Genomic DNA, 26,317 nt, shown 5'->3' with positions numbered 1-26,317 from the left:
TGAATCCTGATGCTGCGCGCCCTTAACTGTCCGCAGCCGCCGTCCACTTCCTGCGCGGCGGAATCGCGCAGCTTGGCGAGGATGCCACGCCGATGCAGTATGCGCACCATCTCGCGGGCGCGCTCCACCTGCGGCCGGCTGAACGGCAGGTCGGGAACGCTGTTGTACGGGATCAGGTTGAGCACGCCGTACTTGCCCTTGAACAGTTCGACAATGCCTTCGATCTCGTCGTCGCCGTCGTTGATGCCTTCGAGCAGGGTCCACTGGTATTGCACCGGATAGGCGGTGGCGCGGCCGTATTCTTCGGCCAGCTCGACCAGTTCGCGCGGCGTCAGGCGCGGCGCGCGCGGCAGCAGCGTCTCGCGCAAGTCGGCCTTGGTGGTGTGCAGGGACAAGGCGAGCGCGGGCTTGACCACGCCCTGCGGCAGGCGCTCGAATACGCGCGCGTCGCCGACGGTCGAGAACACCAGGCTCTTGTGACCGATGTTGCCCTCGGTGCCGAGCACTTCGATGGCGTCCATCACGTTGTTGAAATTGTGCGAGGGCTCGCCCATGCCCATGAAGACGACCTTCTTCACCGCGCGTTGCGTGCGTGCCAGCGCAACCTGGGCCAGCATTTCGCCGCTCGTCAGCTGGCGGATGAGGCCGCTGCGCCCGGTCATGCAGAACTGGCAACCGACCGCGCAACCGACCTGGCTGGAGATGCACAATCCGCCGCGCGGCAGCAGCACGCTCTCGACCGTCTGGCCGTCGTTCAAGCCGACCAGCAGCCGCGCCGATCCCTCCTCTGCCGGATGCGAGGCGATCAGACGCGCCATGCCGCGCAGCTCGGCATCGAGCGCGGGCAAGGCCTCGCGCAGGCTCAGCGGCAGATAGTCTTGCGCGCGGCGCCGCCCCTGATCGTGGGAACGGCCTTGTATCCAGTCCCGCAGCACGCGCTGTTCGTGTTCCGGTTTGGCGCCGAGCGCGCGCAGGCGCTGGCGAATACTGTCGATTTGCATGGGAGAAGCGGCGGCCGATGAATGGAAAGACAGGCACGACCGCGGCCGCGCCTGTGGATCGCTGAATTTTAAGCCGGTGAGCGGCTTTTTCCAAATCGGCGCGGAGACGCCTCAGACGTGCACGTAGCCGTCGGTCACCGAGTTGACGAGCACGCCGTCGACATAGACCGATACCGGCTCGCCGTCAGGCGAGGTCAGCAGTCCTCCGGTGGATGCGTGCTGGAGCGGCAGCTTCATGCGGCCGCCGTGCACGTCCGCCATCGCTGCGCGGTCCAGTTCTTCGGTCTTCGACAAATCCTTGATGCTCAGGGTTTGCATGGCAATTCTCCTTGCGGTATGAGATGAGGTTCGATGGAGTGCAGATGCTTGCGCTCGTCTATCGCATTGCAGGGAGCGTGCCAGTCGCGGAAAGTCGCCGACGACGCGACAATACAGGGGGAAAGCGGCGTTTCAAGCGGCCGTGTACGCGCGTAGTGCCGGAGCTCGCACAACACTGTTGACGCAGGTGTTCGTTCGGGCACGACACATGCAGGTCTACGCGCCGGACTTCGGCGCGGCCGGCTCCGGCGTCTCGCCGATCGCCTCGCGCACTGCATCATCCACCGTTTCCAGCCACACGAACTGGAGCTGACGGCGCGCCTCTTCCGGAATCTCTTCGAGTTCTTTTTCATTGCGCGCAGGCAGCAGCACGGTGGCGATGCCCGCACGCAGCGCGGCCAGCACTTTTTCCTTGATGCCGCCCACCGGCAGCACCAGTCCGCGCAGGCTAATCTCGCCGGTCATCGCACAGTCGTGGCGCACCGGCCGGTTCATCATCAGCGAGGCGAGCGCGACGAACATGGCGACGCCCGCGCTGGGGCCGTCCTTGGGCACCGCGCCGGCCGGCACGTGCACATGGATGTCGCTCTTCTCGAAAATCTCCGGCGCGAGGTGCAGGTTCTCCGAGCGCGCCTTGACGAGAGTGAGCGCGGCCTGCGCGCTTTCCTTCATCACGTCGCCGAGCTGGCCGGTGAGGATGAGCCGGCCGTTGCCCGGCGTGCGGCTGGCCTCGACGAACAGGATGTCGCCGCCCACCGGCGTCCATGCCAGCCCGGTGGCGACGCCGGGCAGGCTGGTGCGCATCGCGAGTTCGCTCTCGAATCTTTTCGGGCCGAGGATGGCGCGCAGATCGGCCGCTTCGATGCGCACCTGCTGCGCGCTGCCTTTCGCGATCTGCATGGCGACGTGGCGGAACGCGCTGCCGATCTCGCGCTCGAGGTTGCGCACGCCGGCTTCGCGCGTGTAGTCGTGAATGATGACGTGCAATGCTTCGTCGCTGATGTCGCATTGCTGCGGCGTGAGGCCGTTGGCCTCGCGCTGGCGCTGCACCAGATAGCGCCGCGCGATCTGCGCCTTTTCCTGTTCGGTATAGCCTGGCAAGGAGAGGACTTCCATGCGGTCGCGCAGCGGGCCGGGAATGGTGTCGAGCATATTGGCGGTGCAGATGAACAGGACTTTCGACAGGTCGAAGGGCACGCCGAGGTAGTTGTCGCGGAAGCTCGCGTTCTGCTCCGGGTCGAGCACTTCGAGCAAGGCGGCGGCCGGATCGCCATGCATGCCGGCGCCCAGCTTGTCGACTTCATCGAGCATCATCACGCAGTTGCGCGCGCCCGCCTTGCGCAGGGCCTGGATGATATTGCCGGGCAGCGCGCCGATATAGGTGCGCCGATGACCGCGGATCTCCGCCTCGTCGTGCACGCCGCCCAGGCTGACGCGCGCGAACTTGCGGCCGGTCGCTTTCGCGATGCTCTGGCCGAGCGAAGTCTTGCCCACGCCGGGCGGCCCGACGAAGCACAGGATCGGGCTCTTGCCCTGCGGGTTGAGCTTGCGCACGGCGAGATATTCGAGGATGCGGCGCTTGATCTTTTCCAGTCCGAAGTGATCGGCGTCGAGAATGCGGCTGGCCTCGTCGAGGTCGATCTTGTCCTCGCTCATGGCCGACCACGGCAGCTCGGACAGCCATTCGAGATAGGTGCGCAGCATGGAATACTCGGCCGCGGCCTCGGGCATCTTTTCGAGCCGCCGGAGTTCCTTCTTCGCATGCGTTGCCACCTCGGGCGGCAACTGCGCCTTGGCGATCGCTTCCGCCAGATCCTCGAGCTCGGGATTGGCCTCATCGGTTTCGCCGAGTTCCTTCTGTATCGTTTTCAGTTGCTCGCGCAGCAGGAATTCGCGCTGGCGTTCATCCATGCGCTCCTTGGTTTCCTGGTTGATCTTCTGCGACAGGCGCAGGATTTCAATGCGGCGCACCAGCAAGCTCAGGACCTTGTCGAGGCGCTGCGGGAGATCGACGGTTTCGAGGATGTCCTGCTTTTCCTGCACCGTGATGTCCATCAGGCCGGCGACGAAATCGGCATAGGCCGATGCCGAGGTGATGTTCTGCGCGGCGGCCACGACTTCCTTCGAGACAGTGGGCAGCATGCCGAGGATTTCCGCCGAGCGTTCTTTCAGCTGCAACAGGCGCGCCTGCACTTCGGCGCTACTCTCCTCGGCTTCCGGCAGGACCTGAACGCGGGCCGCGTAGAACGGATACCCCTGCAGGAATTCGACGATGCGAAAACGCTGATGGCCCTGGCAGACGATGAAGTGATCGTTGTTTTGCGTGACGTAGCGCAGCACGCTTGCCGTGGTGCCGATCTGATGCAGGTGCTCCGCCTGCGGCGCCTCCGTCTCGGCCTCGCGTTGCAGGAGAATGCCGACCGGGCGCTCGCTGCGCGCGGCTTCCTGCGCGGCGGCGACCGTCTTCTCGCGTCCGATGTTGATCGGCACCACGAGGCCGGGAAACAGCACGAGGTTGCGCACCGGGATGATGATCAAGGCATCGTCGGGCAGAACCTGCGCCTGAGGCGGCACCGGCTGCGTGGCTTCGATGATGGCGGCATTGTCGTCGTGCGTAGGCAGCGCGCGGTGCCCGCCCTGGTCAGCGTTCGCAGTCATGATGGGTCATCCGGTCTTCTGCAAGGTGAGCATGAGGCAGCCGTCCTTCAGCAGGCGTTGCCCGATCTGGAAACGCTGCGCGGGAAACTCGATCCGCCGCTCGAAGCGGCCGTAGGGAATTTCCAGCCGGCGTATCGTTCCGCTACGGCAAATGCCCGGCATCGCGCGTTGGCCACGCACAATCACCGCGGGCCCGTCGATGGAAACTTCGAGCTGTTCGACTGCGACGCCGGGCAAGGCGACAAACACCAGGACTTCCCGTTCCGTCTCGAAAATATCGACTGGCGGTTGCCATGCCGGCGATTGGCTGCGGCGGTTTTCAAGCTGAAAGAACTGGCGATGCAGCCTGTCGGCATGCTCCAGCAATTCCAGTGCTTCATCCCACATGGATGCGGTCGGATCGCGCCATCTCATACGCTGTCTTTCGTGCGGTTATGATTTTATCCATGTCAGACACGATTTGCCGCATCGTGTTCCGCCGATCCGACCGCTGCTTGCGTGTTTCCTTGTGCGATTCCTTGTGCGATTCGATGCACGGTTTGCCGGGAAGCGGCGCCGGTTGTCCAACACTGACAGGCGCGCAAGCCGGCGATGACCTGCGTAAGTTCATGCACCGAAAACCGTCGGCGTGCGCGCCTTGCCAACGCGTCAAGCCACATTGCTCACACTCAACAAGAAAATTGACGTAGTGCAAGTTGCGTCATAGCATTGGCTTTCACCGCCTCTCTGCAGCAGTCGACCATGTCTTCCAATTTGTCCTTCCGCCGGACCGCGCTTCGCCTGAAAACCCTGAGCGCAGCGGTTCTTTCGACACTGTGTTTTGCCCAAGCCCACGCCATCGGACTCGGCGACCTCAGCGTGCAGTCTTCGCTCGGGCAACCCTTGCGCGCCGAAATCGAACTGGTCGGTCCGGCGAAAGACGACGAGGGCGGGCTGCGCGTCAAACTCGCGTCCTTCGAGGCTTATCGCCAGGCCAATATCGAGTTCAATCCGGCCTTGCTGTCGCTGCGTTTTGCGATCGAACGGCGCGACAACCGGCAGCTCATCCGCGTCGCGTCCCCGCAGGCGATGAACGAGCCGTTCATCGATCTCTTGCTGGAAGTCACGGGCAGCAGCGGACGCATGGTGCGCGAATATGTCTTCCTGCTCGATCCGACGAGCCTGCAGGCAGTGCAGACCACTGCCGCGCCCGCGGACAGCAAGGCCGCGCCGAAGTCCGGCGCGAACGTGGTCGCGCAGGCAGCGGCAAAGACATCGCTGTCTCAAGCCACTCAGCCGGCACCAAGGCGTGCAGCGCCGGCACCGGTAAAGGCGAGCGTGCCGCATGAATCCGCGGTCAGGCCGGCCGCCAACGCCAGCGCCGGCGGCAAGCCGCGCCTGCATCTGTCGAGCGTCAACGCGGTGTCTTCCCCCGACGCCGCCGCCGCAATGGTCGATCGGGAAGAGTACGCCTCGATGGAAAAGGCGCTGGCCGACGCCAACGCACGCGTCAAGGCGCTGGAGGTCAAGGTCGGCGAATTGCAGAAGCTGCTGGAAGTGACCAACAGCCTGCTGGCGGAGTTGCAGAAACAGAACGCGCTGACCAAGTCGGCCGGCACGGCATCCGCCCCGCTTGCGGCACGTGCCGCCGCACCGTCCGCCAGCGCAGAGGCGAAACCCGCGGAGGTCAAGAACGATGCGCCTGCAGTGCCAGCCCGCCCCAAGCCGGCAGCGCCCCCGCCGTCGCCACCCGAACCGGGCTGGTTCGACAATGCGCTGCTGTTGCCGGGCGCCGGCCTGCTGCTCGTGGCGCTGGGCGCGGCCGGCCTCTACCTGCGGCGCAGGAGAGAGCAAAAGCCATTCGACGCCACGACCTTCGCCGCCACGAACACGGTGGAGAACACCAGCACCCAGGGCCTGGATACCGGCACGCTCAATTCCGGCTATACGCTGCTCGGCACGCCCTCCCATGGTGGCGACGGCGAGGTCGACGCCATGTCGGAGGCCGATGTCTACATCGCCTACGGTCGCGACGTGCAGGCGGAGGAAGTGCTGAAGGATGCGCTGCTCAAGCAGCCCGAGCGGCATGCGCTGCGCGTGAAGCTGCTCAGCATCTACGCCGGTCGCAAGGACCGGCATGCCTACGAAGCGCTGGCGCGCGAGCTGTACCGGATGACGAAGGGCGAAGGCGAGGACTGGATGCACGCGGTGGCAATGGGCATCGAGATGGACCCGGGCAATCCCCTGTACGCGCAAGGCAAGCCGCGCGCACAGCCGGAAATCATCATGGCATCGGCCGAAGCGCACGATCTGGACGATGCCTTGCCGGTGCCGGAAGACAGCCCGGAGGAAAAAGCGCAGTCTGCGCTCTCCGATAAAGTCGACGCGATGCAGACGACGTCATTGCCGCCCGTCATGTCGGCGGAAGAAAGGCCATCGTCCGTGCAGCTCACGTCGAATGACCTGGACTTCGACCTCGACGGCATGCAGCCGGACAAGGCCGAGGAAGAAGCGCAAGCCGCAGCCGGTCCGATCGACTTCGCGCTGCCGGAACTGCCCGCGGCGGAAAAACCCGAGGAACCGGTGGCGGAAACCGGCCCCATCGACTTCGATTTCGTCCTGCCCAGTATCCCGATCCCGGAAGAGCCCGCAAAGCCGCACAGCGCGGAGCCCGATATCGCGCCGCTCGACTTCGATTTCGTCGTGCCCGGGATCGCCGCCGGGATCGCCGCCGGGAGCGATCAGCCGGAGCGCGAAGATCTGCGCGTCACGAAGTAGCGTCGGCGCGACGCGCAAATCGCCGCAACTTGTACTCCGGCTTGCACTCTGAGCTCTCAATGCAGGTCCGCTTGTCCTTATGGCCAGCGGGCTTGCAGTCCAGCACACGAGACGGAGATGCATCATGACAAGAATCCAGCAGTCGATTGAAGTCGGCGTGCCGCTGCATGCCGCCTACCAGCAGCTCACCTGCTTCGAGGACTATCCGCGTTTCATGCAGGATGTCGATACGGTGCGGCAGCTCGACGACACCCACCTGCACTGGTCGAGCAAGCTGTCGTACCAGACCATGGAGTGGGATGCGGAGATCACCGAGCAGCAGCCGGATCGCTGCATTGCCTGGCGCAACACCAGCGGCCCGAGCAATGCTGGCCGGCTCGAGCTGCAGGCGGTCGGCGCGGCCAAGGCGCGCGTCACCCTGACCATGGAATGCGAGCCGAATACACTCCTGGCGGCGCCCGACGGCAACACCGAGGCCATGATGGCGCACCGGCTGGAGCAGGATCTGGCCTGCTTCAAAGCCTACGTCGAAGGCCGCGAAGCGGGGAATGGTGTGCCAGCCGGGGCGGTCAAGGAAACTGAGCGCGTGGGACAAGGAATGCAGGACACCGCGCACAAGGACGAAATCCGGCAGGCCATCGAGCGCAACATTCCTCCTTCGGAATAAAATTGCGCGCCATCCCAGCACCGAGAAACCCGCCCGCACCATGAACCCCGCCGACCTGGAACTGCTCGTCAACCGAACCATGCCCTTTGGCAAATACAAGGGCCGCCTGATTGCCGACTTGCCCGGCCATTACCTGAACTGGTTCGCGCGTGAAGGTTTTCCTGCGGGCGAGATCGGCCGCCTGCTGGAACTGATGCATGAGATCGATCACAACGGCCTGTCGGACCTGCTCAAACCTTTGCGGCAACGGTCAGAGAGTGCATCATAAAAAAGCCCCGCGAAGCCGAAGCTTGCGGGGCATAAATCCTTCCTTAGCAAGGAGGAGGAGACAGCGGGTCGGCCTTACACGGCGCTGAAGTCGGGGTTCGGCTTCAGTCCGCGCAGGGCGGTAAGTCCGTTTCGCGCAGTGACGCGTTCCGAGGCGTTGAGAATGTCGTCGAACGCAAGCCCGGGGTGGCGCCGGACCGGCATCGGCACAGCAACCGCCGGCGCGCGCGCGGCCAGGCGGAACAGTGTCGGACCGACCAGATAGGTCACCGGGAAGGCGATCGGCCAGACGGTCAGCCAGCTTTCCATCCAGGCGCCGAAGAAACCTTCGGCCGCCCCCGACCACATCGCATGCATGACCGCGGTGATCACCAGCGTGATCAAACCGCTCAGCACCAGGGATGGCAGCATCGACGCCAGGCTGCGCGAACGGCGCACATAGGACGCGACCTGCTCCAGCAGGTTGGGGTGGAAGGAATGGCTGACTGCGCTCATGGTGGCACCTCGTCGAAAGTGTTTGGCGTCCTAGTTGCCGCGTGATGCGATCGAGCGCAGCTCGGCGGCCAGGCTCGGATGCAGGCTTTCCACGTCACGCGCCATGCGGTTGATCTGCATGATGCTCTTGAGCTGGCGGCGCTCCTCACGCTCTTCCAGCGAACGGCGCGGCTTGACGACCAGCAATGCAGCGCGCAGCAGTCCGATCAGCAAGGGCTTGAAAGCGACCAGCACGGCGGCCAGTACGCCGACGCCAAGCAGCGGGCGGATGACATTCAGCGCGTTGGCGACGAGCACCTGTAACGCGGGGAGGGCGGATTCTGCAGGGATGGCGATAGTTAAGATAGACATGATTTACTCCAAGACTAGATTCACTCGATACGATTTTTCGCTTTTGCTGCATTGCAGTATAAGTTGCTCACAGTTATAAAACCAATTTCCGTTTTACATATCAGCTATACTCCATGTGAATAACAGGGTCTTTCCTGTTTGCCATTCCCACCACCCGCTTCCGCCCTTAAACATGAGCTTCCTGACCCTGGATCTGAATCTCTTGCGCGTCTTTGACGCCGTGATGACGGAGCAAAATCTGACGCGCGCAGCCAACAGGTTGGCAATGACGCAACCCGCCGTGTCGAATGCGCTGCGCCGGCTGCGCGATGCGCTCGGAGACGAGTTGCTGATTCGTACCGCGCATGGTGTGAAGCCGACGCCGCGCGCGGAAAGCCTGTGGCCGACGGTGCGGCGCGCGCTGTCCGGGCTGGAAGAAGCGATTGCGCCGGAAGAACACTTTGACATTTCCAGCGCGCAGAGCACTTTCCGCATGGCCATGGCGGATGCCACCGCCGCCCTGTGGCTACCGGCCCTGGTGCGCTCGATCGAACGCGATGCGCCGGGTCTGACGATACGCATGGTTCCCTTGACGACACGCGAGCCGCGGCCGATGCTGCTTCGCGGCGACATCGATCTGGCGGTCGGGTTCTTTCCGGGCGTGGTGGCGCAGCTGGCGGGCGGACAAGCGTCGGTGACGCCGATTCGCCATGAGCAGCTCTACTCGGGCCGGTACGTGTGCGTGATGCGCAAGCATCATCCGCTGGCAAAGACGGAGCTGACGATCGACGACTACTGCGGGGCGAATCATGTACTGGTGAGCTTTTCCGGCCGTGCCAACGGCCTGGTGGACGAAGCGCTGGCGAAGATAGGGCGCGAGCGCCGCATTCTCCTGACCGTGAATCAATTCTTTACCGCCGGCCGGGTGGTGGCCACCTCCGACCTCATCACGGTGCTGCCGCGCCATCTGATCGCGTCCACCGGCATCACCGGCGCGCTGATCACCAAGGAACTGCCGTTCGCGTTGCCGAATGTGCACGTGGACATGCTGTGGCATGAGCGCGACACGCGCAATCCGGCCCACAAATGGCTGCGCGAACATTTGAGCGGAACCACGCGCGACACCTTTGCGAAAACGGGCATCGCGCGCTGACAGGATTGCTCCTGCGCCGGCGATCAATGCCGGTGAAGCGGCAGCTGCTGCCCGTCCTTGCCGACGCACAATCCGGCAGCCGTCTTGATCACGGTGATGCTGCCTTCGCCCCTGACTTCGACCGACACGGCATCGGCGGTGCGCAGCACGTTGGCCAGGCGCAGATGACCGTGCAGCAGGCGATAGGCTTCGCCGTCGCGGACAATCACGATATCGGGAATGAGCTTGTTCTCCATGCGCGGCATGCTACGCGCCGCATGTGACGCGTGCATGACGCCTGCATGAAGTCTTGATGAAAGATTGCGGCCGCGCTCAGCGGCGCGGCGTTTCTGCGGCAGGCTTGCGCTTGCCGTCCGCCTGGGCCTCGTCGCGCCCGGCATCGCCCAGTTCGGGCGAATCGAGTTGCGCGCGCAGGTATTTGATCGGAGCCAGCGCCAGTACGATGATCAAGGTCCAGAACAGGATCATTGCAAGCGTTCCCAGCCAGTGCCAGCCTACTCCATGATGCCACATCATCGCGAGACCTCCCGGGATGTTCGCCGCCAGTGCTGGCAGCGTGTGTTCTGTTTTACCTTAGTTGGGAAGGGTGGCCCTTTGACTCAGGTCAAGGATCACCGAAGCATCGCAGAACAATCGATGTGCTCAATGCCGGCCGGAAAGCGCGTCCTGCATCGCGTTCACCACCTGGCTCAGCTCATACGGCTTGGCCAGCATGCGAATGCCCGTCAGCCGCATGCGGTGTTCGGTGTAACCGGTGGCGAGAATCACGCGCACCGCCGGAAAGCGCTGCTGGATCACTTCGGCAAGATCGATGCCGCTGACATTGCCCGGCATCACGACGTCGGAGAACACGAGATCGATGTGCTCTTCCGTTTCCAGCAAACGCAGGGCCTGTTCGCCGTCGCCGGCCGCCAGCACCCGAAAGCCGGCGTCGCGCAGCGCGGTCTGCACCACATCGCGAACATGCTCGTCATCCTCCACCAGCAACACCGTTTCGCCATGTGCCTGTTGCGGCGTCGCCGACTTGTCCGGCAGGGGCGCGGCCGGCACCTGCGCCGCCTTCGGCAGATACAGCAGGGCCTGGGTGCCTTCGCCGGCCACGCTGCGCAGCATCAGCGTGCCGCCGGCCTGCTTGGCGAAACCGTAGGCCTGCGGCAAGCCCATGCCGGTTCCCTTGCCGACGCTTTTCGTGGTGAAGAACGGGTCCAGCGCCTTGGCCAGCACCTCCGGGCGCATGCCGTCGCCGTTGTCGCTGATCGTCAGGCGCACATAGTCGCCCGGCACGAGATCGTCCAGCGGTGCGGCCAGCGTTACATTGCATGCCTCAAGGCGCAGCGTGCCGCCCCTTGGCATCGCATCACGCGCATTGATGCTGAGGTTGAGCAATGCCAGTTCGAACTGCAGCGGATCGACGGTGACGGGCCACAAGCCGGGCGATACGGCAAGCTGCAATTCGATGTCGCCGCGCAGGGCACTCTTGAGCAGGGGCTCGACTTCGGCCAGCTGGCGCGAGGGATTGATCGTTTCCAGGCGGGCTTCCTGCACCCTTCCGAACACCGCAAGCTGGCCGGTCAGTTCGGCCGCGCGCCGCACGGCATGGCGGCAGGATTCGAGGGCGGTGATCGCGCGCGTATCGGTACAGCTCAGCAAGGCCAGTTCCACACCGGTGGCGACGGTCTGCAGCAGGTTGTTGAAATCATGCGCGATGCCTCCGGTCAGGCGTCCCAGCGCTTCGAGCTTCTGGGCCTGCAGCAAGGCACGCTGCGAACGTTCGGCCGAGGCCACTGCTTCGGCGATGCGCTTTTCCTGTTCGGCACGCGCGTCGCGGATATCGCGATGGGCCAATACCATGGCGGAGTTGACCGCGTCGATCTCGACGACGCCGCAGCGCTCGAGCAGCGCCGGTTCGTTGCGTCCCATGCGCTCGGCCTGGCGCCGCAGCGCTTCGATGGGCCGCGCCGTGCGACGCCCGACGACCAGTGCGGTCACGGCCGACATGGCGATCAGCAGCAGCGAAATCGCGCCCATCAGCAGGGTGGCGTCGAGCGCCGGCCGGTGGATCACGCGCTTGGGCACGCTGACGAAAAACACCCATTCCGAGCTGGGTGCGCGGCTGAAGAATGCCACCGACGGCAGGTCGGCGAGCGTTGCTCCTTCGTGAAAGCCCTCGGTGGCGCCGAGCTTCCTGGCAAAGTCCTCGCGCACCGGCTTGCCCACGTATTTCTCCGGCTCCTTGCTGCGCGCCACGATGATGCCGTCGCGGTCGATGATGCCGGCATGCCAGTCAGGCGGCAGGTTCTGCTCCGTGAACACCGACTGCAACTGTCGGGCGTACGACCCCATGCCGATGTAGTACGGCACCTGGCCGGCGCGGACGACCGGGATCTGGATGCCGAAGCTGTATGCGCCACCGATAGGCGGCGTGTAGAGGTTGGTGACGATCGTGGCCAGCGGTCCTTGCCTGCTGCGCAGCTCCTGCGTCATTGGCAGCATGTGCGGCAAATGCGCGCCATAGGGCAGCCGCGTGTTCACGACTTGCCGTCCATCGGGAAGCGACAGCAGGATCGTCACGTCGCGCTCCGTCGCGACCTGCCTTGCCTGACGGTAGAAGGCGAAGATATCGCCGCGGTCGAGCGCGGGCGACGCGGCCAGCGTCTGCAGTATCGCCTCGCGCCGGGCAAATTCCTTGTCCAGCACCAGCGCCAGCGCGCGCGCCGTTTCGCGCATGCTTTCACGATGGAACTTCTGCTCTTCGTGATACAGGTAGGCGATACCGATCGCGGCGCCGAGGATGGACGGCACCAGCACCGCAAGGACCAGCAGCAAAAGACGGGACCGAATGCGCATCTGTCTTTCAAAGTTGCGGCAACGCGCACACCGCGGGCGGGCAGGACGGCGCGACGGAAATTACTGCTGCCGGACTATCCGCCGCTCGCTGTCGTAGTGTTCCACCGCGTGCTTGAGCTGGTTGAGAAAATACGGCTTGTGCAGCACGACGAAGTCGAAATCCAGCTTGTCCGTCAGCAGGTAGCCGAAACCGGATGAAAAAACGATCCTGACTTCCGGCGCTTTCCTGGCGACGATCTTGGCCAGGTCGATGCCGGACATGCCGGGCAGTTGCACGTCCGCGATCAACACGTCGAAGGGCTGCGTGCCGAGCAAGGCGACGGCATCCTCGGCGTTGGACACGCCGTGCGGCCGATGGCCGAGCGTCTCCAGCATCTCGCACAAGATCTGCAGAAAGTCGCTGTTGTCCTCGACGACAAGAACCTGAAACGATGTCTTCGTCATGCCGGAGAACCGGCGGCAGTGTCGGCGGCGAATGCAGCCTCGGCGTGGGCGGGAGCATTGCGGTTTCGCGGTGTGAAGAACGGCATGGGAGCGGACTTTTCAGATGGTTGAGGTTTGCGGCAGGTATTCTCGCAAACCGGTCGATTTCAGCAATGCGTAACGACCAATTTCCAAACACTTTTTGCGTTTGGTCAATATCGCATGGTGAAACGCAGCAAGCCCTTCACATGCCTTCCTCTTGCGCGGCCAGCATGTCGGAAAAACGATCGGCCGGGATCGGCGCGCTGTAGAAAAAACCCTGTACCTTGTCGCAGTCGCGCGCGCAGGAAGTCATGCTGGTCGGCGGTCTCCACGCCTTCCCCGATGGATTGCAGCGTGGCTTGCGCCAGCGTCTTTTCGGAAAACAGGTCGCGTTCGATGGCCTTGCGCATTTCGACCTCCGCCTGCAGCCTCTGATTGATGTCGAGCAGCTCGCGCGTGCGTGCGTCGATCCGCTGTTCCAGCGTGGCGTTGAGCGCGGCCAGTTGCGCCTGGGCGGTCTTGCGGTCGGTCACTTCACGCGCGAGCGCATCGATGGCGTCGTGCAGTTGCGCGGTGCTCGGCAGGCGCAAGGCCTTCGGAATCAGCGGCCACAATACGATGGCGGTAAACACCGACACGGCGGCGGTGATGACCCGTACCGATGCATCGAGCCAGTAGTCGGGACGCCAGATGGTCCACACCGACAGCAGATGCGTGGTGCCGCGATAAAAGATAAACATCGAAAACAGCGTGAAGATCCAGTTGAACTGGAGGTCGGCACGCTTGCGCACGAAATACCGCAGCGCCAGCGGAATCGAATAGAACGAGAGCCCGATCGACGCGTCCGAGGCGACATAGGTCCACAGCAGGGAGGGCGTCCAGAGATAGCAGTGGCCGTGCGGCATGAATTGATCGCTGCCGAACCAGCCGGTAAGTGTGTCGAGCATGGCACTGTTCTTCCGAATGAAAGCGACGCGCCTTGCATCAATGCACGGTGCATCGCGCCGAAAAGGCATGGCGAAACCAGCGCTCGAATTCCATGGCGGTCAGCGGCTTGCTGAAATAGTAGCCCTGCGCCTGGTCGCAGCCGTGTCCGCGCAGGTAGTCGACCTCATCTTCCGATTCGATGCCTTCGCCGACGACTTCCAGCTTGAGCGAACGGCCGAGCGCCAGCACGGTATCGGTGATGGCGCGGCATTTCGCGTCGCGTCCGATGCGCTGGATGAAGGACTGGTCGATCTTGAGCTTGTCGAGCGGCAGGCTGGTCAGCAGGCCGACGCTGGAGTAGCCGACGCCAAAATCGTCGAGCGCAATGCGAATGCCCAGCGAGCGCAGTTCCTGCAGCGCGGCGATGGTCTCGTGCAGGTCTTCATGCACCGTGCTTTCCTTCAGTTCTATCTGCAAGCTGCCCGGGTCCATGCCGCTCTGGGCCACGCAGTTCGCCAGGTTGCTGACGAAGGAGCGTTGACGGAACTCCTGCCGGGCGACATTGATGGCGATGCTGATGTTCGGTAGCCCTGCCTCGCGCCATTGCCGATGCTGGCGACAGGCTGCGCGCGCGACCCAGTCGCCGATCTGGTTGATCAGCCCGGCCGCTTCCGCGACGGGCAGGAATTGCGGCGGACCGAGCGGTTCGCTGCCCGGCATCGGCAGTCGCAGCAGGGCTTCGACGCCGATTGCACTGCCGCTTTTCAGCTCCATGACCGGCTGATAGTGCAGCAGCAACTCGTCATGTTCGAGGGCATGCCGCAAACGCAACTCGATCGCGAGATGGCGGTCCGAGGCATGCTCCAGCAAGGGCGTGTAGAAGCGGTAGCACTTGCGGCCGGCCTTCTTTGCTTCATACATGGCGATGTCGGCGCACTTGATCAAGGCGTCCAGGCTGTCGCCGTGGCGCGGATACATGCTGATGCCGATCGACGGCGAGACGCGCAATTGCAGGGGCCCGACGTAATAGGGTGCGCTGACGCGCTCGACGATGTTCTGCGCCACGGTGGTCGGGCCGTGCGCATCGTCCGGATGCGGCAGGGCGATCACGAACTCGTCGCCGCCGAGGCGACCGACGATGTCTTCCTGTCGTGTGCAGTCAAGCAGCCTCTTGGCGACCTGCTTCAGCACCTGGTCGCCGATGTCATGCCCGTGGGTGTCGTTGATGGGCTTGAAATGATCGAGGTCGATGAACAGCAGCGCACCGCTGCTGTGGATGCGTTGCGCGATGGCAAGCAGATGCTCGCAGTATTCGAACAACAGCGCACGATTGGGCAGGCCGGTCAGCGTGTCGCGCTGAGAGGCTTCGCGGATGTGCTGCTCCGCAAGCTTGCTGTCGGTGATGTCGAGCGTGGTGCCGACGAAACGAAAGTGTCCGTCGGGATCGACCAGCGACTGGCCGTTGACGCGTATCCAGCGCTCCGCGCCGTCGTCGCAACGGATGATGCGGAACTCGACGTTGAAATGCTCGGCCGCGCCATGCACCGCAATCCTTCTGGCCCGGCCGTCGATGCGCGCCCGATCTTGCGGGTGGATGCGCTCGGCGAACATCTGGTAGCTCATCGGAACATCCGCCGGCAGGCCGTAGATGCGGCGGTTGGTTTCATCCCATATCAGCTCGCCGGATTCAGTGTATTCCCACAGGCCGAGATGGGTCGCCTGCGCCGCCAGCCGCAAGGTCTCCTGGCTGCGGCGCAGGGCGTCGCTGGCGCGCCGCATGTCGTCGATGTCGGTGGACGAGCCGTACATCGCAAGCAAGGTTCCGTCACCGTCCTTGAGCGGAATGCCGTGCGACAGAAACCAGCGATAGCTGCCATCGAGCGCCTTCAGGCGCTGCTCGACCCGATATTCGGTGCCTGTATGCAGCGCGTCCTCCAGCGCGGCCTTGGAGCGTGCCACGTCGTCGGGATGCACGCGCAGGAGCGCCTCGCTGGTGGAGTGCAGCTCAGTGCCGAGGTACTGGCGAAAGCGCGCATTGGTATAGCCGATGCTGCCGTCCGGTGTCAGCGTCCATACCAGTTGCGGCATGGAATCGGTGATCAGGCGAAAGCGCCGCTCGCTTTCGGCCAGGGTATTCTCCGCGGCCCTGCGGCGGGTGATGTCGTGCATGAACACCATCTGGCCGACGCGGCCGCCATTGATCTCGACCGGCGCCGTAGACCCGGACATGATGATGCCCGAACCATCCTTGCGGATGAAGGTGTCGGTGCAATCCTCGACCACTTCGCCGCTGGTATAGCTGCGGTGGAACGGGCATTCGCTCGCGGGGCAGAGCGTACCGTCGGGCCGGCGATGATGAATCAGGTCATGCAGGTTCTTTGCAATGAATTCGCCGGTTGTGTAGCCGAAGGCTTTTTCGGCGGCGGGATTGGCATAGATGACGCAGCCCCGCGTGTCGGTAAAGAAAATCGGATCGACCGCATGCTCTGCAATGACCCTGTTGGCATCGATGATTGACTGCACTGCGTCTCCTCGCACCACGTTCCGGCACTGACGCGAAGAAGGCACGAGTCCCTGCAATGCGATGCCAAAAAATGCACTGTTTTTTTTTCGACCGGCGCCGTGCAACTTGGTTCTTGTCGGCAGCGCGATGATGGCGAGGAGAATATTTCCAGTCGATAAGTGCTTGATGCGCATCAACGGCGCCAACACACGCTGTGCCGATGGCGCATGACTTTTCCGGATTTCGTTGACTCAGATCAACGTGAACGGCTGCAGTGCATTGGGTCTTCGTCTACTCTGAATGTGTGTTGGAGCCTGTCGCATCGCACGACAGCCTTGCTCCGGCCGCATGCGGGGGATCGACGATGAGACGTACCGCAATTGTCACCGGAGGCACACGCGGCCTCGGCAAGGCAATCTCCATTGCGCTGCAGTCGCAAGGGGTGGAGGTGGCCGCCATCTATTACAGCAAGGTCGGCGCGGCGCAGGCCTTCAGCACGGCAACCGGCATGCGTTCGTACAAGTGGGACGTGTCCGATTTCGACGCCTGCCGCGAGGGCGTCTCGGCAGTGGAAAAGGATCTGGGGCCGGTCGATATCCTGGTCAACAATGCCGGCGTCACCGGCGACGCGATGCTGCATCGCATGAGCGCGGAGCAGTGGAAGCGCGTGATCGACAACGATCTCGGCTCGGTCTTCAACATGTGCCGCAGCGTCATCGAAGGCATGCGCGAACGCAGCTTCGGACGCATCATCAACATCGGTTCGGTCAACGGGCAGAGGGGCCAGGCCGGCCAGACCAACTATGCGTCGGCCAAGGCCGGCATCCTCGGGTTCACCCGGGCGCTCGCGCTGGAAGGCGCGCGCAAGAACATCACGGTCAATGCGGTGGCGCCGGGCTATTGCGATACCGAGATGGTGGCCGCCGTCCCGCAGGACATACTCAAGACGATTATCGCAAGCATCCCGGCCGGGCGGCTGGGCACGCCCGACGATGTGGCACGCGTGGTCGCCTTTCTGGCGAGCGAGCAGGCAGGCTTCATCAACGGCGCGACATTTTCTGTGAATGGAGGACAGTACATGAGTTAGGCGGGTGCGATTCGTTCCACGCAGTGGACGCGCATGCCGCCATTTCACGCAGTGAAGGAGAACATCATGTTCAAGACAATTCTGGTGCCGACCGACGGTTCAACGCTGGCCGAAGAAGCAATCCACGCAGCCGTCGAATTTGCGAAGGAAAGCGATGGCTACGTGGTCGGGCTCTCGGTCGCCGAGCCCTATCCGTTCTCTCCGCTGTCCGAAAGCGCGATGACCGAGGAATGCGTGCACTACGAAGACGAGATGCTGGCGCGGGCGCGGCAGAACGTGCAGAAGGTGGCCGATGCGGCAAAGGCCATGAAGGTGCCGTGCGAGACCGTGGTCGAGCAATCCTTTTCGCCTTATGAGATGATCATCGATACGGCGCGCAACATGAGCTGCGACGTGATCTTCATGGCGTCGCATGGCCGCAAGGGGCTGAGCGAACTTCTGCTCGGCAGCGAAACGCAAAAGGTACTGGCGCACTCGACCATTCCGGTACTGGTCATTCGCCAGAATATGTAGTCGCGATGCAGTTCGCATCGCATCAATCCTGAAGAGACGATCATGTTCAAGAAAATCCTGATCCCCACCGACGGCTCGGCGCTGGCCACGACAGCGGCGCAGGCCGGGGTGGAATTCGCCCGGCAGTGCGACGCGGAAGTGGTCGGCGTGTTCATCGCGCCGGACTACCACTACCCGATCGGTGTGGAAATCATCCCGCCCAGCTATCCGAGTGAAGAGGAGTACAAGGTCTCGATCGCGCGTACCGGCGAAGCCTACCTCGCCGGCGTGCGGGAGGCAGCGACGGCCGCCGGCCTGAAGTACAGCTCGGTCATCGCCTACTCGGAACAGACCGCATTGAAGATCGTGGAGATCGCGCAGCAGCAGCAATGCGACCTGATCTTCATCGGCTCGCACGGGCGCAGCGGCCTCGGGCAATTATTGCTCGGCAGCGTCACCACCAAGGTGCTCGCGCTGTGCGACATCCCGGTATTCGTGTTCCGCCTGAAGAAAGCCTGACATGGCTTACCGGACGATACTCGTGCATGTCGATGTATCGAAGCACGCGCATGCGCGCATCCGGCTTGCCGCCGGCATCGCCGCGCAGGAGGAGGCGCACCTGGTCGGCGCGGCGACCAGCGGCGTGTCGCGATACATCTATCAGACCGGCCTGGTCGATGAAGCCGCTCCCAACACCGCGCAGCATCTCGCGCTGCACGTGAACGCCCTGCGCGAGCGCGCGCAAAAGGCGCTGCAGGTATTCGAGGAACAGGCGCGCGGCCTGGGTGTCGCGTCGTACGAGAGCGCATTGATCGACGACGAGGCGAGCGCCGGCATCAGCCTGCGGGCGCGCTACTGCGACCTGGTGGTGATCGGACAATTCGATCCGGATGAGTTGTCGCCGCTCGTGATGCCCGACTTTCCCGAATACGTGGTGATGAATTCGGGACACCCGGCGCTGATCCAGCCCCATGCACGCCGTGGCGACACGCTGGGGCGGCAAATCCTGGTCGCCTGGGATGCCAGCATCGGCGCCACGCGCGCCGTGGTCAATGCATTGCCCCTGCTGCGGCGCGCGCAAGCGGTCGATCTCGTCGTGTTCAATGCCGGGGCGAATGAAGGCCGGCACGGCGATCAACCGGGCGCCGACATCGCCTTGTATCTGGCGCGTCACGGCGTGCGGGTCAACGTGATCCAGCAATCGACGCAGGGCGGCGTGGGCGATGCATTGCTCGCGCTGGCCGACGGTCGCGGTTCCGACCTGCTGGTGATGGGCGGCTACGGCCATTCCCGTTTCCGCGAATTGTTGCTTGGCGGCGTGACCCGCACTGTCCTGCAGTCCATGACGATTCCGGTATTGATGTCGGCCTGATTCCAGCACGCGATTTCGGCCCAGGGCGATTGCACGAGACCACAGTTCTATCCACGGAAAGAGCCTGTGTTGCATTTTTCCGTGCCTTCCGTGTTTTCCGTGGACGATCAATTCTTTTGCTTGTCCAACGCTGGCTTTCACGCAGTCGCGCTGGATTCAGACCGGCGCTTCTTGCAATCCTTGATGTCCGTCAATCAATTTTTCTTTGGCGCTCCGTAGCATCCCCAGAGAGTGTTATCCAGTCGTTTTGAGCACCGTTCCATCGACGCAGCGCGCAGGCTTGGTGCGATAATGAAGCGACAGGATTAACGCGGGATTGTCTAGCTTTCGAAAGGGAATCGCTATGCCATACAGTACCGAAGCCATCCGAACCATCGCCCTGCTCGGGCATACTGCCTGCGGCAAGACGAGTGCGGCCGAAGCGCTGTTGCATCAGGCAGGCATGATCTCCAGCCAGGGCAGCCTCGAACGCGGCAGCACCGTCTGCGACTATGACCCGCTGGAACGCAAGTACCAGCATTCGCTCACCTCCTCCGTCATCCACCTGCATCACCGCGACACGCGCATCCATCTGATCGACACACCCGGTTACCCGGACTTCGCGGGACAGGCGATCAGCGCGCTGCCGGCCGTCGAGACGGCGGCGGTGGTGATCAATGCGCAATCCGGCATCGAAATGATGACGACGCGCATGATGGAACTGGCGCAGCAGCGCAACATGTGCCGCATGATCATCGTCAACAAGATCGATGCGGAAAACATCGATCTGCCCGGCCTGGTCTTGCGCATCCAGGAAACATTCGGCAAGGAATGCCTGCCGATCAACCTGCCCGCCGCCGGCGCCACCAAGGTGGTCGACTGCTTCTTCAATCCGGCCGGCGAATCCGATTTTTCCTCGGTGGCGGAAGCGCATCGCGCGCTGGTCGATCAGGTGGTCGAAGTCGACGCCGATCTGATGGCGCTCTACCTGGAACAAGGCGAGATCGAACCGGAGCAATTGCACGCCCCTTTTGAACAGGCCTTGCGCGAAGGTCATCTGGTGCCGATCTGCTTCGTCTCGGCGCGCAACGGCGCGGGCATTGCCGAACTGCTGGATGTGTTCGTCAAGCTGATGCCGAATCCATCCGAAGGCAATCCGCCGATGTTCTATCGCGACGACGTCAACGCACCGGGTCAGCGCAGCGAAATCCACGCGGTCACCGATCCGGAGAAACACGTGCTCGCGCATGTCTTCAAGATCGCAGTCGATCCTTACGTCGGCAAGCTCTCGGTGTTCCGCATCCATCAGGGCACGGTGCGGCGTGACAGCCAGCTGTACATTGGCGACGCGCGCAAGCCGTTCAAGGTCGCGCACCTCTACATGTTGCAAGGCAAGGAGCAGATCGAGGTCCAGCAAGGCGTGCCCGGCGATATCTGCGCGGTGGCGAAGATCGAGGACATCGCATTCGACGCGGTACTGCACGACGCCGCCGAAGACGATCACATCCATCTCAAGCCGCTGCCTTTCCCGCTGCCGATCTTCGGCCTGACCATCGAGCCGAAAAAGCGCGGCGACGAACAGCGCATGTGGGAAATCCTGGGCAAGCTCACCGCGGAAGATCCCTGCCTGAAAGTCGAACACCAGATCAGCACCAATGAAACTGTCTTGCGCGGCCTGGGCGAACTGCATCTGCGCGCGGCGCTCGAGCGCATGATGGACGTGTACAAGATCGAAGTCTCCACCCATCCGCCGAAGATCGCCTACCGCGAAACCATCGCCGGCAAATCGGAAGGTCATCACCGTCACAAGAAGCAGAGCGGCGGCGCCGGTCAGTTCGGCGAAGTGTTCCTGCGCGTGGAACCGCTGCCGCGCGGCGAAGGCTTCGAATTCGTCGACGCGGTCAAGGGCGGCGTGATCCCCGGTCAATTCATCCCGGCGGTGGAAAAGGGCATTCGGCAAGTGCTGGACGCCGGGCCGCTGGCCGGATTCCCGATGCAGGATGTGCGCGTCACCGTGTACGACGGGAAGAGCCATCCGGTCGACTCCAAGGAAGTCGCGTTCTCCACGGCCGGCCGCAAGGCCTTCATCGACGCCGTGCTCAAGGCGCGCCCGATGGTGCTGGAGCCGATCGTCAACGTCGAGATCGTCACGCCGGAAGAAAACATGGGCGACATCACCGGCGACCTGTCGTCCAAGCGCGGCCAGGTCAGCGGCATGCAGACCGCGCAGGCCGGCACCGTGGTCGTGACCGGGCAGGTGCCGCTGTCGGAACTGAACGGCTACCAGTCGCGGCTGCATTCGACCACCGGCGGGCGCGGCAGCTACACGGTCGAGTTCAGCCATTACGACCCGGTACCGCCGGCGGTGCAGCAGCGGCTGGCGAGCCAGTACAAGGTGGCGCCGGAAGAGTAAATACAACGGCAGGGACCGCATAGCGAGGAACCCGCCGCCTCCCTTTGCAATCGCTTTGCTTCCCGGCGGCATCCCCCGCGCCACCGGGAAGCGTTATTATTGCCCCTTGGAACAATAGGGGCATTTCCATGAAATTGCGGGGTCTGCTGAAAAACGCGCTCATCCGGGTGCTTGCCGTTTCTTTCACCGTGGCGGGTGCGGCCGCCGTTCTCGGTTATCTGCATGCGCGCGAATCGGCGGAAGACGCGTCGGTGCGCATGCTCGGCATCGAAACGCGGCGCGTGGTGCCGGCCGCCATCCTGGAATTGCCCTCGCCGCAACGCGAGCAGGCGCTGGCAAAGGCCATCGAGAGCATGGTGGGCGGCATCTTCGCCGTCGCGGAAGTGTATTCGTCCGACGGCAGGAAGGTCGCCGAAGCGGTTCAGCCCGGATTCGACGCCATCGAAGAGGCGCTGAAGAAGCTGCCGCATGGCGCACCGCCGGCGGGAGGCGGTTACGATTCCGCGCAGGTGCTGGGCCAGCAGGTATTGCGCGTCTTCACGCCGCTGATTTCATCGACAGGCCTGGTCATTGGTCATCTGGAAGGCGTGCGCGTGCTGGACGAGGTGGAGCTGTGGAACATCCGTCATTCGGCCATCGTGTCGGCGCTGCTGGCCGCGGTATCGGTGCTGGTGTGCGCGCTGGTGCTGGCACCGCTGCTGACCGATCTGGCGGTGAAGAACTTCCGCCGCGCGCAATCGCTGCTGGAGGCACACATCGGCATCCTTGAAGCGCTCGGGCGCGCGATCGCCAAGCGCGACTCAGACACCGGTGCGCACAACTACCGCGTGGCGTGGATCGCCGCGCGGCTGGGCGAGGAAGCCGGGCTGAATCCGGCACAGATGCGCAACCTGATCGCCGGCTCCTTCCTGCACGATGTCGGCAAGATCGGCATACCGGATGCGATCCTGCTCAAGCCGGGCAAGCTCGACGCGGAAGAATTCGCGATCATGCAGCAGCATGTGGACCTCGGCGGGCAGATCGCGGGGGAGGCTGGCTTCCTGGTCAATGCGCGCGAAGTGATCGAAGGCCATCATGAGAAATGGGACGGCTCGGGCTATCCGAAGAAGCTCGCCGGCACGGCCATTCCGCTCGCCGCGCGCATCTTCTGCATTGCCGACGTCTACGATGCTCTACGCGCAAGGCGCCCCTACAAGGAACCGTTCCATCGCGACAAGGCGATGGCGATCATGCGCGAAGGCAGGGGGCAGCATTTCGATCCGGGGCTGCTGGACATCTTCGAACGCATGGTCGATGAAATCGAAACGCGCGCGATCAGCGCGAGCGAAGCGGACACCATGGAGCTGATGCGGCAGATGGCGAACCGGCATTTCTTTTCCGATGCGGACATGGCTTGATGCCGCCCGTCGGAATGACAGATGGGGACTGAGAGTCTTATCGGATCGGCAGCTTGGTGGTGTTCTTCACTTCTTCCATCACTGCATAGGTGTGCGTCTCGCGCACGCCTTTCAGTTGCAGCAGTGACTTGCCGAGGAATTCGCGGTAGGCATTCATGTCCTTCACGCGTGCCTTTACCAGATAGTCAAAACCGCCGGCGACCATGTGGCATTCCTGCACTTCGGGGATCACTTGCACGCTGCGCTTGAAGGCTTCGAACACTTCCGGCGTGGTGCGGTCGAGCACCACTTCAATGAACACCAGCAGCGACACGTCGAGCAATTGCGGATTGAGCTGCGCGGTATAACTCATGATGTAACCGGCTTCCTGCAGCTTGCGAACGCGCTCGAGACAAGCGGCCGGCGACAGGTTGACGCGAGACGCCAGCTCCACATTGCTGATGCGGCCGTCGTTCTGCAATTCAGAAAGAATCTTCTTGCTGATTTTGTCGAGCATGGCGTTCGTCTCGTAAGAATTTTGTTCGGCGCGATTGTCCCACAAAATACAAAATTTCGATAGTGAACCGGATTTCCAGAATTAATCCTTACTAAAGCTTACTACAATCGAATCATCATTTTTATGACCGATTTCTTTTTTGTACGGATTTTTATGTTGATTTCCTCCCGTGAAGTAACACCCGTTCTGACTCCATTTGCTGCACTGCACGCGGAAGTTTCCCATGAAACGACACCCTTGCGCGCGGCCATCACTGCCGCCTATCGCCGCGACGAGCGCGAAGCCGTGCAATGGCTGCTGGCGCAGGCCAGGGTCAATCCGACCGCGCTGGAACGCACGCAGTCGCTGGCGCGCGAGCTGGTCGAGGCCGTGCGCGAAAGGCGCACCCGTTCATCCGGCGTCGATGCGCTGATGCATGAATTTTCGCTGTCGTCCGAAGAAGGCGTGGCACTGATGTGCCTGGCCGAAGCCCTGTTGCGCATTCCCGACCACCAGACCGCCGACCGCCTGATCGCCGACAAGATCAGCAAGGGCGACTGGCGCAAGCACCTTGGCGAGTCGCCCTCGCTGTTCGTGAATGCCGCGACCTGGGGCTTGCTGATTACCGGCAAGCTGGTCGGCACCAGCAGCGAACAAGGCCTCGGCTCGGCGCTGACGAAACTGATCGCCAAGGGCGGCGAGCCGCTGATCCGCAAAGGCGTCGATCTCGCCATGCGCATGCTGGGCAACCAGTTCGTGACCGGCCAGACCATTGCCGAAGCGCTCGCCAACAGCCGCGACAATGAAGCACGCGGCTACCGCTATTCCTATGACATGCTGGGCGAAGCGGCGCTGACGATGGAAGACGCGGAACGCTATTTCCGTTCCTATGAAAGCGCCATCCATGCGATCGGCAAGGCCTCCAACGGCCGCGGCATCAAGGACGGTCCCGGCATCTCGGTCAAGCTGTCCGCCTTGCATCCGCGCTATTCGCGCGCGCAGCGCGATCGCACTATGCAGGAATTGCTGGGCAGCCTGAAGAAGCTCATCCTGCTCGCAAAGCAATACAACATCGGCTTGAACATCGATGCGGAAGAAGCCGACCGGCTGGAATTGTCGCTCGACCTGATGGACGCATTGGCATTCGACCCTGAACTGGCCGGTTTCGACGGCATCGGCTTCGTGGTGCAGGCGTATCAAAAGCGCGGTCCCTTCGTGATTGAGTATCTCGCCGACCTGGCGCGCCGCAGCCAGCGCAAGTTCATGATTCGCCTGGTGAAGGGCGCGTACTGGGATGCCGAAGTGAAACGCGCGCAAGTCGATGGCATGCCGGGTTATCCGGTGTACACGCGCAAGGTGTATTCCGACGTGTGCTACCTGGTCTGCGCGCAAAAGCTGCTCGCCTCCACCGATGTGATCTATCCGCAATTCGCCACGCACAATGCGCAGACGCTTGCCTCCATTTATATCTGGGCGCAGGAATTTGGCGTGACCGATTACGAGTTCCAGTGCCTGCACGGCATGGGCGAGACGCTGTACGACCAGGTCGTCGGCGATGACAAGCTGAACAAGCCCTGCCGCATTTACGCGCCGGTCGGCTCGCACGAAACCCTGCTGGCCTACCTGGTGCGCCGCCTGCTGGAAAACGGCGCCAACACTTCCTTCGTCAACCGCATTGCCGATCCGTCGATCTCTCTCCGGGAACTGGTGGAAAATCCGGTCGCGCGCCTCGAAGCAATCGCCGCCGAAGAAGGCAGCGTTGGCCTGCCGCATCCGCGCATTCCCCTGCCGCAGGCGCTGTATGGCGGCAAGCGCATCAATTCAGCGGGCATCGACCTCGCCAACGAGCACCGCCTCGGCTCGCTGTCGAGCGCGCTGCTGGCCACCGGCCATGCCGACTGGCGCGCCGCGCCCATGCTCGGCTGCGCCGTTGCCGATGGCACGCGCGAGCCGGTGAAGAATCCGGCCGACCATCGCGACATCGTCGGCCACGTGCAAAATGCCACGCTCGATGACGTCGCCCGCGCGGTGCAGGCTTCGCTGGCCGCCGCGCCAATCTGGCATGCCACGCCGCCGGCCGAACGCGCCGCTGCGCTGGAGCGCGCCGCCGACCTGATGGAAGCGGAAATGCAGCCGCTGATCGGTCTGCTGGCGCGCGAAGCCGGCAAGACTTTTTCCAACGCCATCGCCGAGGTGCGCGAGGCAGTGGATTTCCTGCGCTACTACGCCATCCAGGTGCGCGAGGATTTCGCCAACGACAGCCATCGTCCGCTGGGGCTCGTGGCATGCATCAGCCCGTGGAACTTCCCGCTGGCGATTTTCACCGGCCAGGTCGCCGCCGCGCTCGCCGCCGGCAATACCGTGCTGGCCAAGCCGGCCGAACAGACGCCGCTGGTCGCCGCGCAAGCGGTGCGCATGCTGCTGCAGGCCGGCATCCCGGCAGGCGTGGTGCAACTGCTGCCGGGCGACGGCGGCACCGTCGGCGATGCGCTGGTGCGCGACGAGCGCGTCAAGGGCGTGATGTTTACCGGCTCCACCGAAGTCGCCGGCATCCTCGCCCGCAACCTCGCCGGTCGCCTGGATACCCACGGCCGCCCGGTGCCGCTGATCGCCGAGACCGGCGGGCAGAACGCCATGATCGTCGATTCCTCGGCGCTGGCCGAACAAGTGGTCGCCGATGTCATCACCTCCGCCTTCGACAGCGCCGGCCAGCG

24 protein-coding genes are annotated in these 26,317 nt (G+C 63.3%); 11 read left to right on the top strand and 13 right to left on the bottom strand.

The window, feature by feature from the left end:
- The 4 genes from VJ651_RS10260 to VJ651_RS10245 form a co-directional block, all read right to left on the bottom strand.
- Window positions 1–1,001: RNA methyltransferase (locus VJ651_RS10260; RefSeq protein ID WP_324107365.1), on the bottom strand; the 1,001-nt coding region annotated here is incomplete at its 3' end.
- Window positions 1,002–1,112: 111 nt separating this feature from the next.
- The gene (locus VJ651_RS10255) at window positions 1,113–1,319 is read right to left on the bottom strand and encodes a hypothetical protein (protein WP_324107364.1); all 207 of its coding nucleotides are present in this window, start codon (window positions 1,317–1,319) and stop codon (window positions 1,113–1,115) included.
- Window positions 1,320–1,535: 216 nt separating this feature from the next.
- Entirely contained in the window at window positions 1,536–3,977 is a 2,442-nt protein-coding gene (gene lon, locus VJ651_RS10250) for an endopeptidase La (protein WP_324107363.1), read from the bottom strand.
- A 6-nt stretch (window positions 3,978–3,983) separates the two neighbouring features.
- Complete coding sequence (locus VJ651_RS10245) at window positions 3,984–4,391, bottom strand: Hsp20/alpha crystallin family protein (RefSeq protein ID WP_324107362.1); 408 nt, start codon at window positions 4,389–4,391, stop codon at window positions 3,984–3,986.
- 327 nt (window positions 4,392–4,718) lie between these two features.
- On the opposite strand from VJ651_RS10245, the gene VJ651_RS10240 reads away from it, so the two are divergent.
- From VJ651_RS10240 to VJ651_RS10230, 3 genes are all read left to right on the top strand, one after another.
- Window positions 4,719–6,734: a hypothetical protein gene (locus VJ651_RS10240; protein ID WP_324107361.1), complete on the top strand. Its 2,016-nt coding sequence runs from the start codon at window positions 4,719–4,721 to the stop codon at window positions 6,732–6,734.
- 124 nt (window positions 6,735–6,858) lie between these two features.
- The gene (locus tag VJ651_RS10235) at window positions 6,859–7,401 is read left to right on the top strand and encodes an SRPBCC family protein (RefSeq protein ID WP_324107360.1); all 543 of its coding nucleotides are present in this window, start codon (window positions 6,859–6,861) and stop codon (window positions 7,399–7,401) included.
- 40 nt (window positions 7,402–7,441) lie between these two features.
- Window positions 7,442–7,669, top strand: a complete 228-nt coding sequence (locus VJ651_RS10230; protein ID WP_324107359.1) for a DUF3820 family protein — start codon at window positions 7,442–7,444, stop codon at window positions 7,667–7,669.
- A gap of 74 nt (window positions 7,670–7,743) precedes the next feature.
- Here the strand turns inward: VJ651_RS10230 and VJ651_RS10225 are convergent, their stop codons facing one another.
- Both VJ651_RS10225 and VJ651_RS10220 read right to left on the bottom strand, forming a co-directional pair.
- Entirely contained in the window at window positions 7,744–8,163 is a 420-nt protein-coding gene (locus tag VJ651_RS10225; protein WP_324107358.1) for a DUF2798 domain-containing protein, read from the bottom strand.
- Between the two features lie 30 nt (window positions 8,164–8,193).
- Window positions 8,194–8,514, bottom strand: a complete 321-nt coding sequence (locus tag VJ651_RS10220; RefSeq protein ID WP_324107357.1) for a hypothetical protein — start codon at window positions 8,512–8,514, stop codon at window positions 8,194–8,196.
- A 172-nt stretch (window positions 8,515–8,686) separates the two neighbouring features.
- Between VJ651_RS10220 and VJ651_RS10215 the strand changes: the two genes are divergently transcribed.
- Window positions 8,687–9,646 (top strand): LysR family transcriptional regulator, encoded by a 960-nt coding sequence (locus VJ651_RS10215; RefSeq protein ID WP_324107356.1) that lies wholly within the window; start codon window positions 8,687–8,689, stop codon window positions 9,644–9,646.
- Between the two features lie 23 nt (window positions 9,647–9,669).
- Here the strand turns inward: VJ651_RS10215 and VJ651_RS10210 are convergent, their stop codons facing one another.
- From VJ651_RS10210 to VJ651_RS10185, 6 genes are all read right to left on the bottom strand, one after another.
- Window positions 9,670–9,918 (bottom strand): hypothetical protein, encoded by a 249-nt coding sequence (locus VJ651_RS10210; RefSeq protein ID WP_324107355.1) that lies wholly within the window; start codon window positions 9,916–9,918, stop codon window positions 9,670–9,672.
- 40 nt (window positions 9,919–9,958) lie between these two features.
- A complete protein-coding gene (locus VJ651_RS10205; protein ID WP_324107354.1) occupies window positions 9,959–10,162 on the bottom strand; it encodes a hypothetical protein in 204 nt (67 codons plus the stop codon).
- A 126-nt stretch (window positions 10,163–10,288) separates the two neighbouring features.
- Window positions 10,289–12,493, bottom strand: coding sequence for a hybrid sensor histidine kinase/response regulator (locus VJ651_RS10200; RefSeq protein WP_324107353.1), 2,205 nt, complete (start codon window positions 12,491–12,493; stop codon window positions 10,289–10,291).
- Between the two features lie 60 nt (window positions 12,494–12,553).
- Complete coding sequence (locus VJ651_RS10195; protein WP_324107352.1) at window positions 12,554–12,937, bottom strand: response regulator; 384 nt, start codon at window positions 12,935–12,937, stop codon at window positions 12,554–12,556.
- A gap of 191 nt (window positions 12,938–13,128) precedes the next feature.
- Entirely contained in the window at window positions 13,129–13,905 is a 777-nt protein-coding gene (locus VJ651_RS10190; RefSeq protein WP_324107351.1) for a hypothetical protein, read from the bottom strand.
- A 37-nt stretch (window positions 13,906–13,942) separates the two neighbouring features.
- Window positions 13,943–16,408: a sensor domain-containing protein gene (locus VJ651_RS10185; protein WP_324107350.1), complete on the bottom strand. Its 2,466-nt coding sequence runs from the start codon at window positions 16,406–16,408 to the stop codon at window positions 13,943–13,945.
- A gap of 344 nt (window positions 16,409–16,752) precedes the next feature.
- Here VJ651_RS10185 and phbB point away from each other — a divergent pair, with 344 nt between their 5' ends.
- The 6 genes from phbB (at window position 16,753) to VJ651_RS10155 (ending at window position 23,128) form a co-directional block, all read left to right on the top strand.
- Window positions 16,753–17,475: an acetoacetyl-CoA reductase gene (gene phbB, locus VJ651_RS10180; protein ID WP_324107349.1), complete on the top strand. Its 723-nt coding sequence runs from the start codon at window positions 16,753–16,755 to the stop codon at window positions 17,473–17,475.
- Window positions 17,476–17,541: 66 nt separating this feature from the next.
- Window positions 17,542–17,988: a universal stress protein gene (locus VJ651_RS10175; protein ID WP_324107348.1), complete on the top strand. Its 447-nt coding sequence runs from the start codon at window positions 17,542–17,544 to the stop codon at window positions 17,986–17,988.
- A gap of 42 nt (window positions 17,989–18,030) precedes the next feature.
- On the top strand, window positions 18,031–18,486 hold the full coding sequence (locus tag VJ651_RS10170; RefSeq protein WP_324107347.1) for a universal stress protein: 456 nt from the start codon (window positions 18,031–18,033) through the stop codon (window positions 18,484–18,486).
- A 1-nt stretch (window position 18,487) separates the two neighbouring features.
- A complete protein-coding gene (locus VJ651_RS10165) occupies window positions 18,488–19,339 on the top strand; it encodes a universal stress protein (protein WP_324107346.1) in 852 nt (283 codons plus the stop codon).
- 343 nt (window positions 19,340–19,682) lie between these two features.
- Window positions 19,683–21,731 (top strand): elongation factor G, encoded by a 2,049-nt coding sequence (gene fusA / locus VJ651_RS10160; protein WP_324107345.1) that lies wholly within the window; start codon window positions 19,683–19,685, stop codon window positions 21,729–21,731.
- Between the two features lie 128 nt (window positions 21,732–21,859).
- Window positions 21,860–23,128 (top strand): HD-GYP domain-containing protein, encoded by a 1,269-nt coding sequence (locus tag VJ651_RS10155; RefSeq protein ID WP_324107344.1) that lies wholly within the window; start codon window positions 21,860–21,862, stop codon window positions 23,126–23,128.
- Between the two features lie 37 nt (window positions 23,129–23,165).
- Here the strand turns inward: VJ651_RS10155 and VJ651_RS10150 are convergent, their stop codons facing one another.
- Complete coding sequence (locus tag VJ651_RS10150; RefSeq protein ID WP_136419247.1) at window positions 23,166–23,624, bottom strand: Lrp/AsnC ligand binding domain-containing protein; 459 nt, start codon at window positions 23,622–23,624, stop codon at window positions 23,166–23,168.
- 153 nt (window positions 23,625–23,777) lie between these two features.
- On the opposite strand from VJ651_RS10150, the gene putA reads away from it, so the two are divergent.
- A partial coding sequence (putA, locus tag VJ651_RS10145) for a bifunctional proline dehydrogenase/L-glutamate gamma-semialdehyde dehydrogenase PutA (protein ID WP_324107343.1) occupies window positions 23,778–26,317 on the top strand: 2,540 nt, incomplete at its 3' end.

Origin of the sequence: Noviherbaspirillum sp. (genome assembly GCF_035254865.1) — a bacterium.
GTDB lineage: Bacteria > Pseudomonadota > Gammaproteobacteria > Burkholderiales > Burkholderiaceae_D > Noviherbaspirillum.
This window is presented reverse-complemented; position numbering and strand designations above follow the sequence as displayed.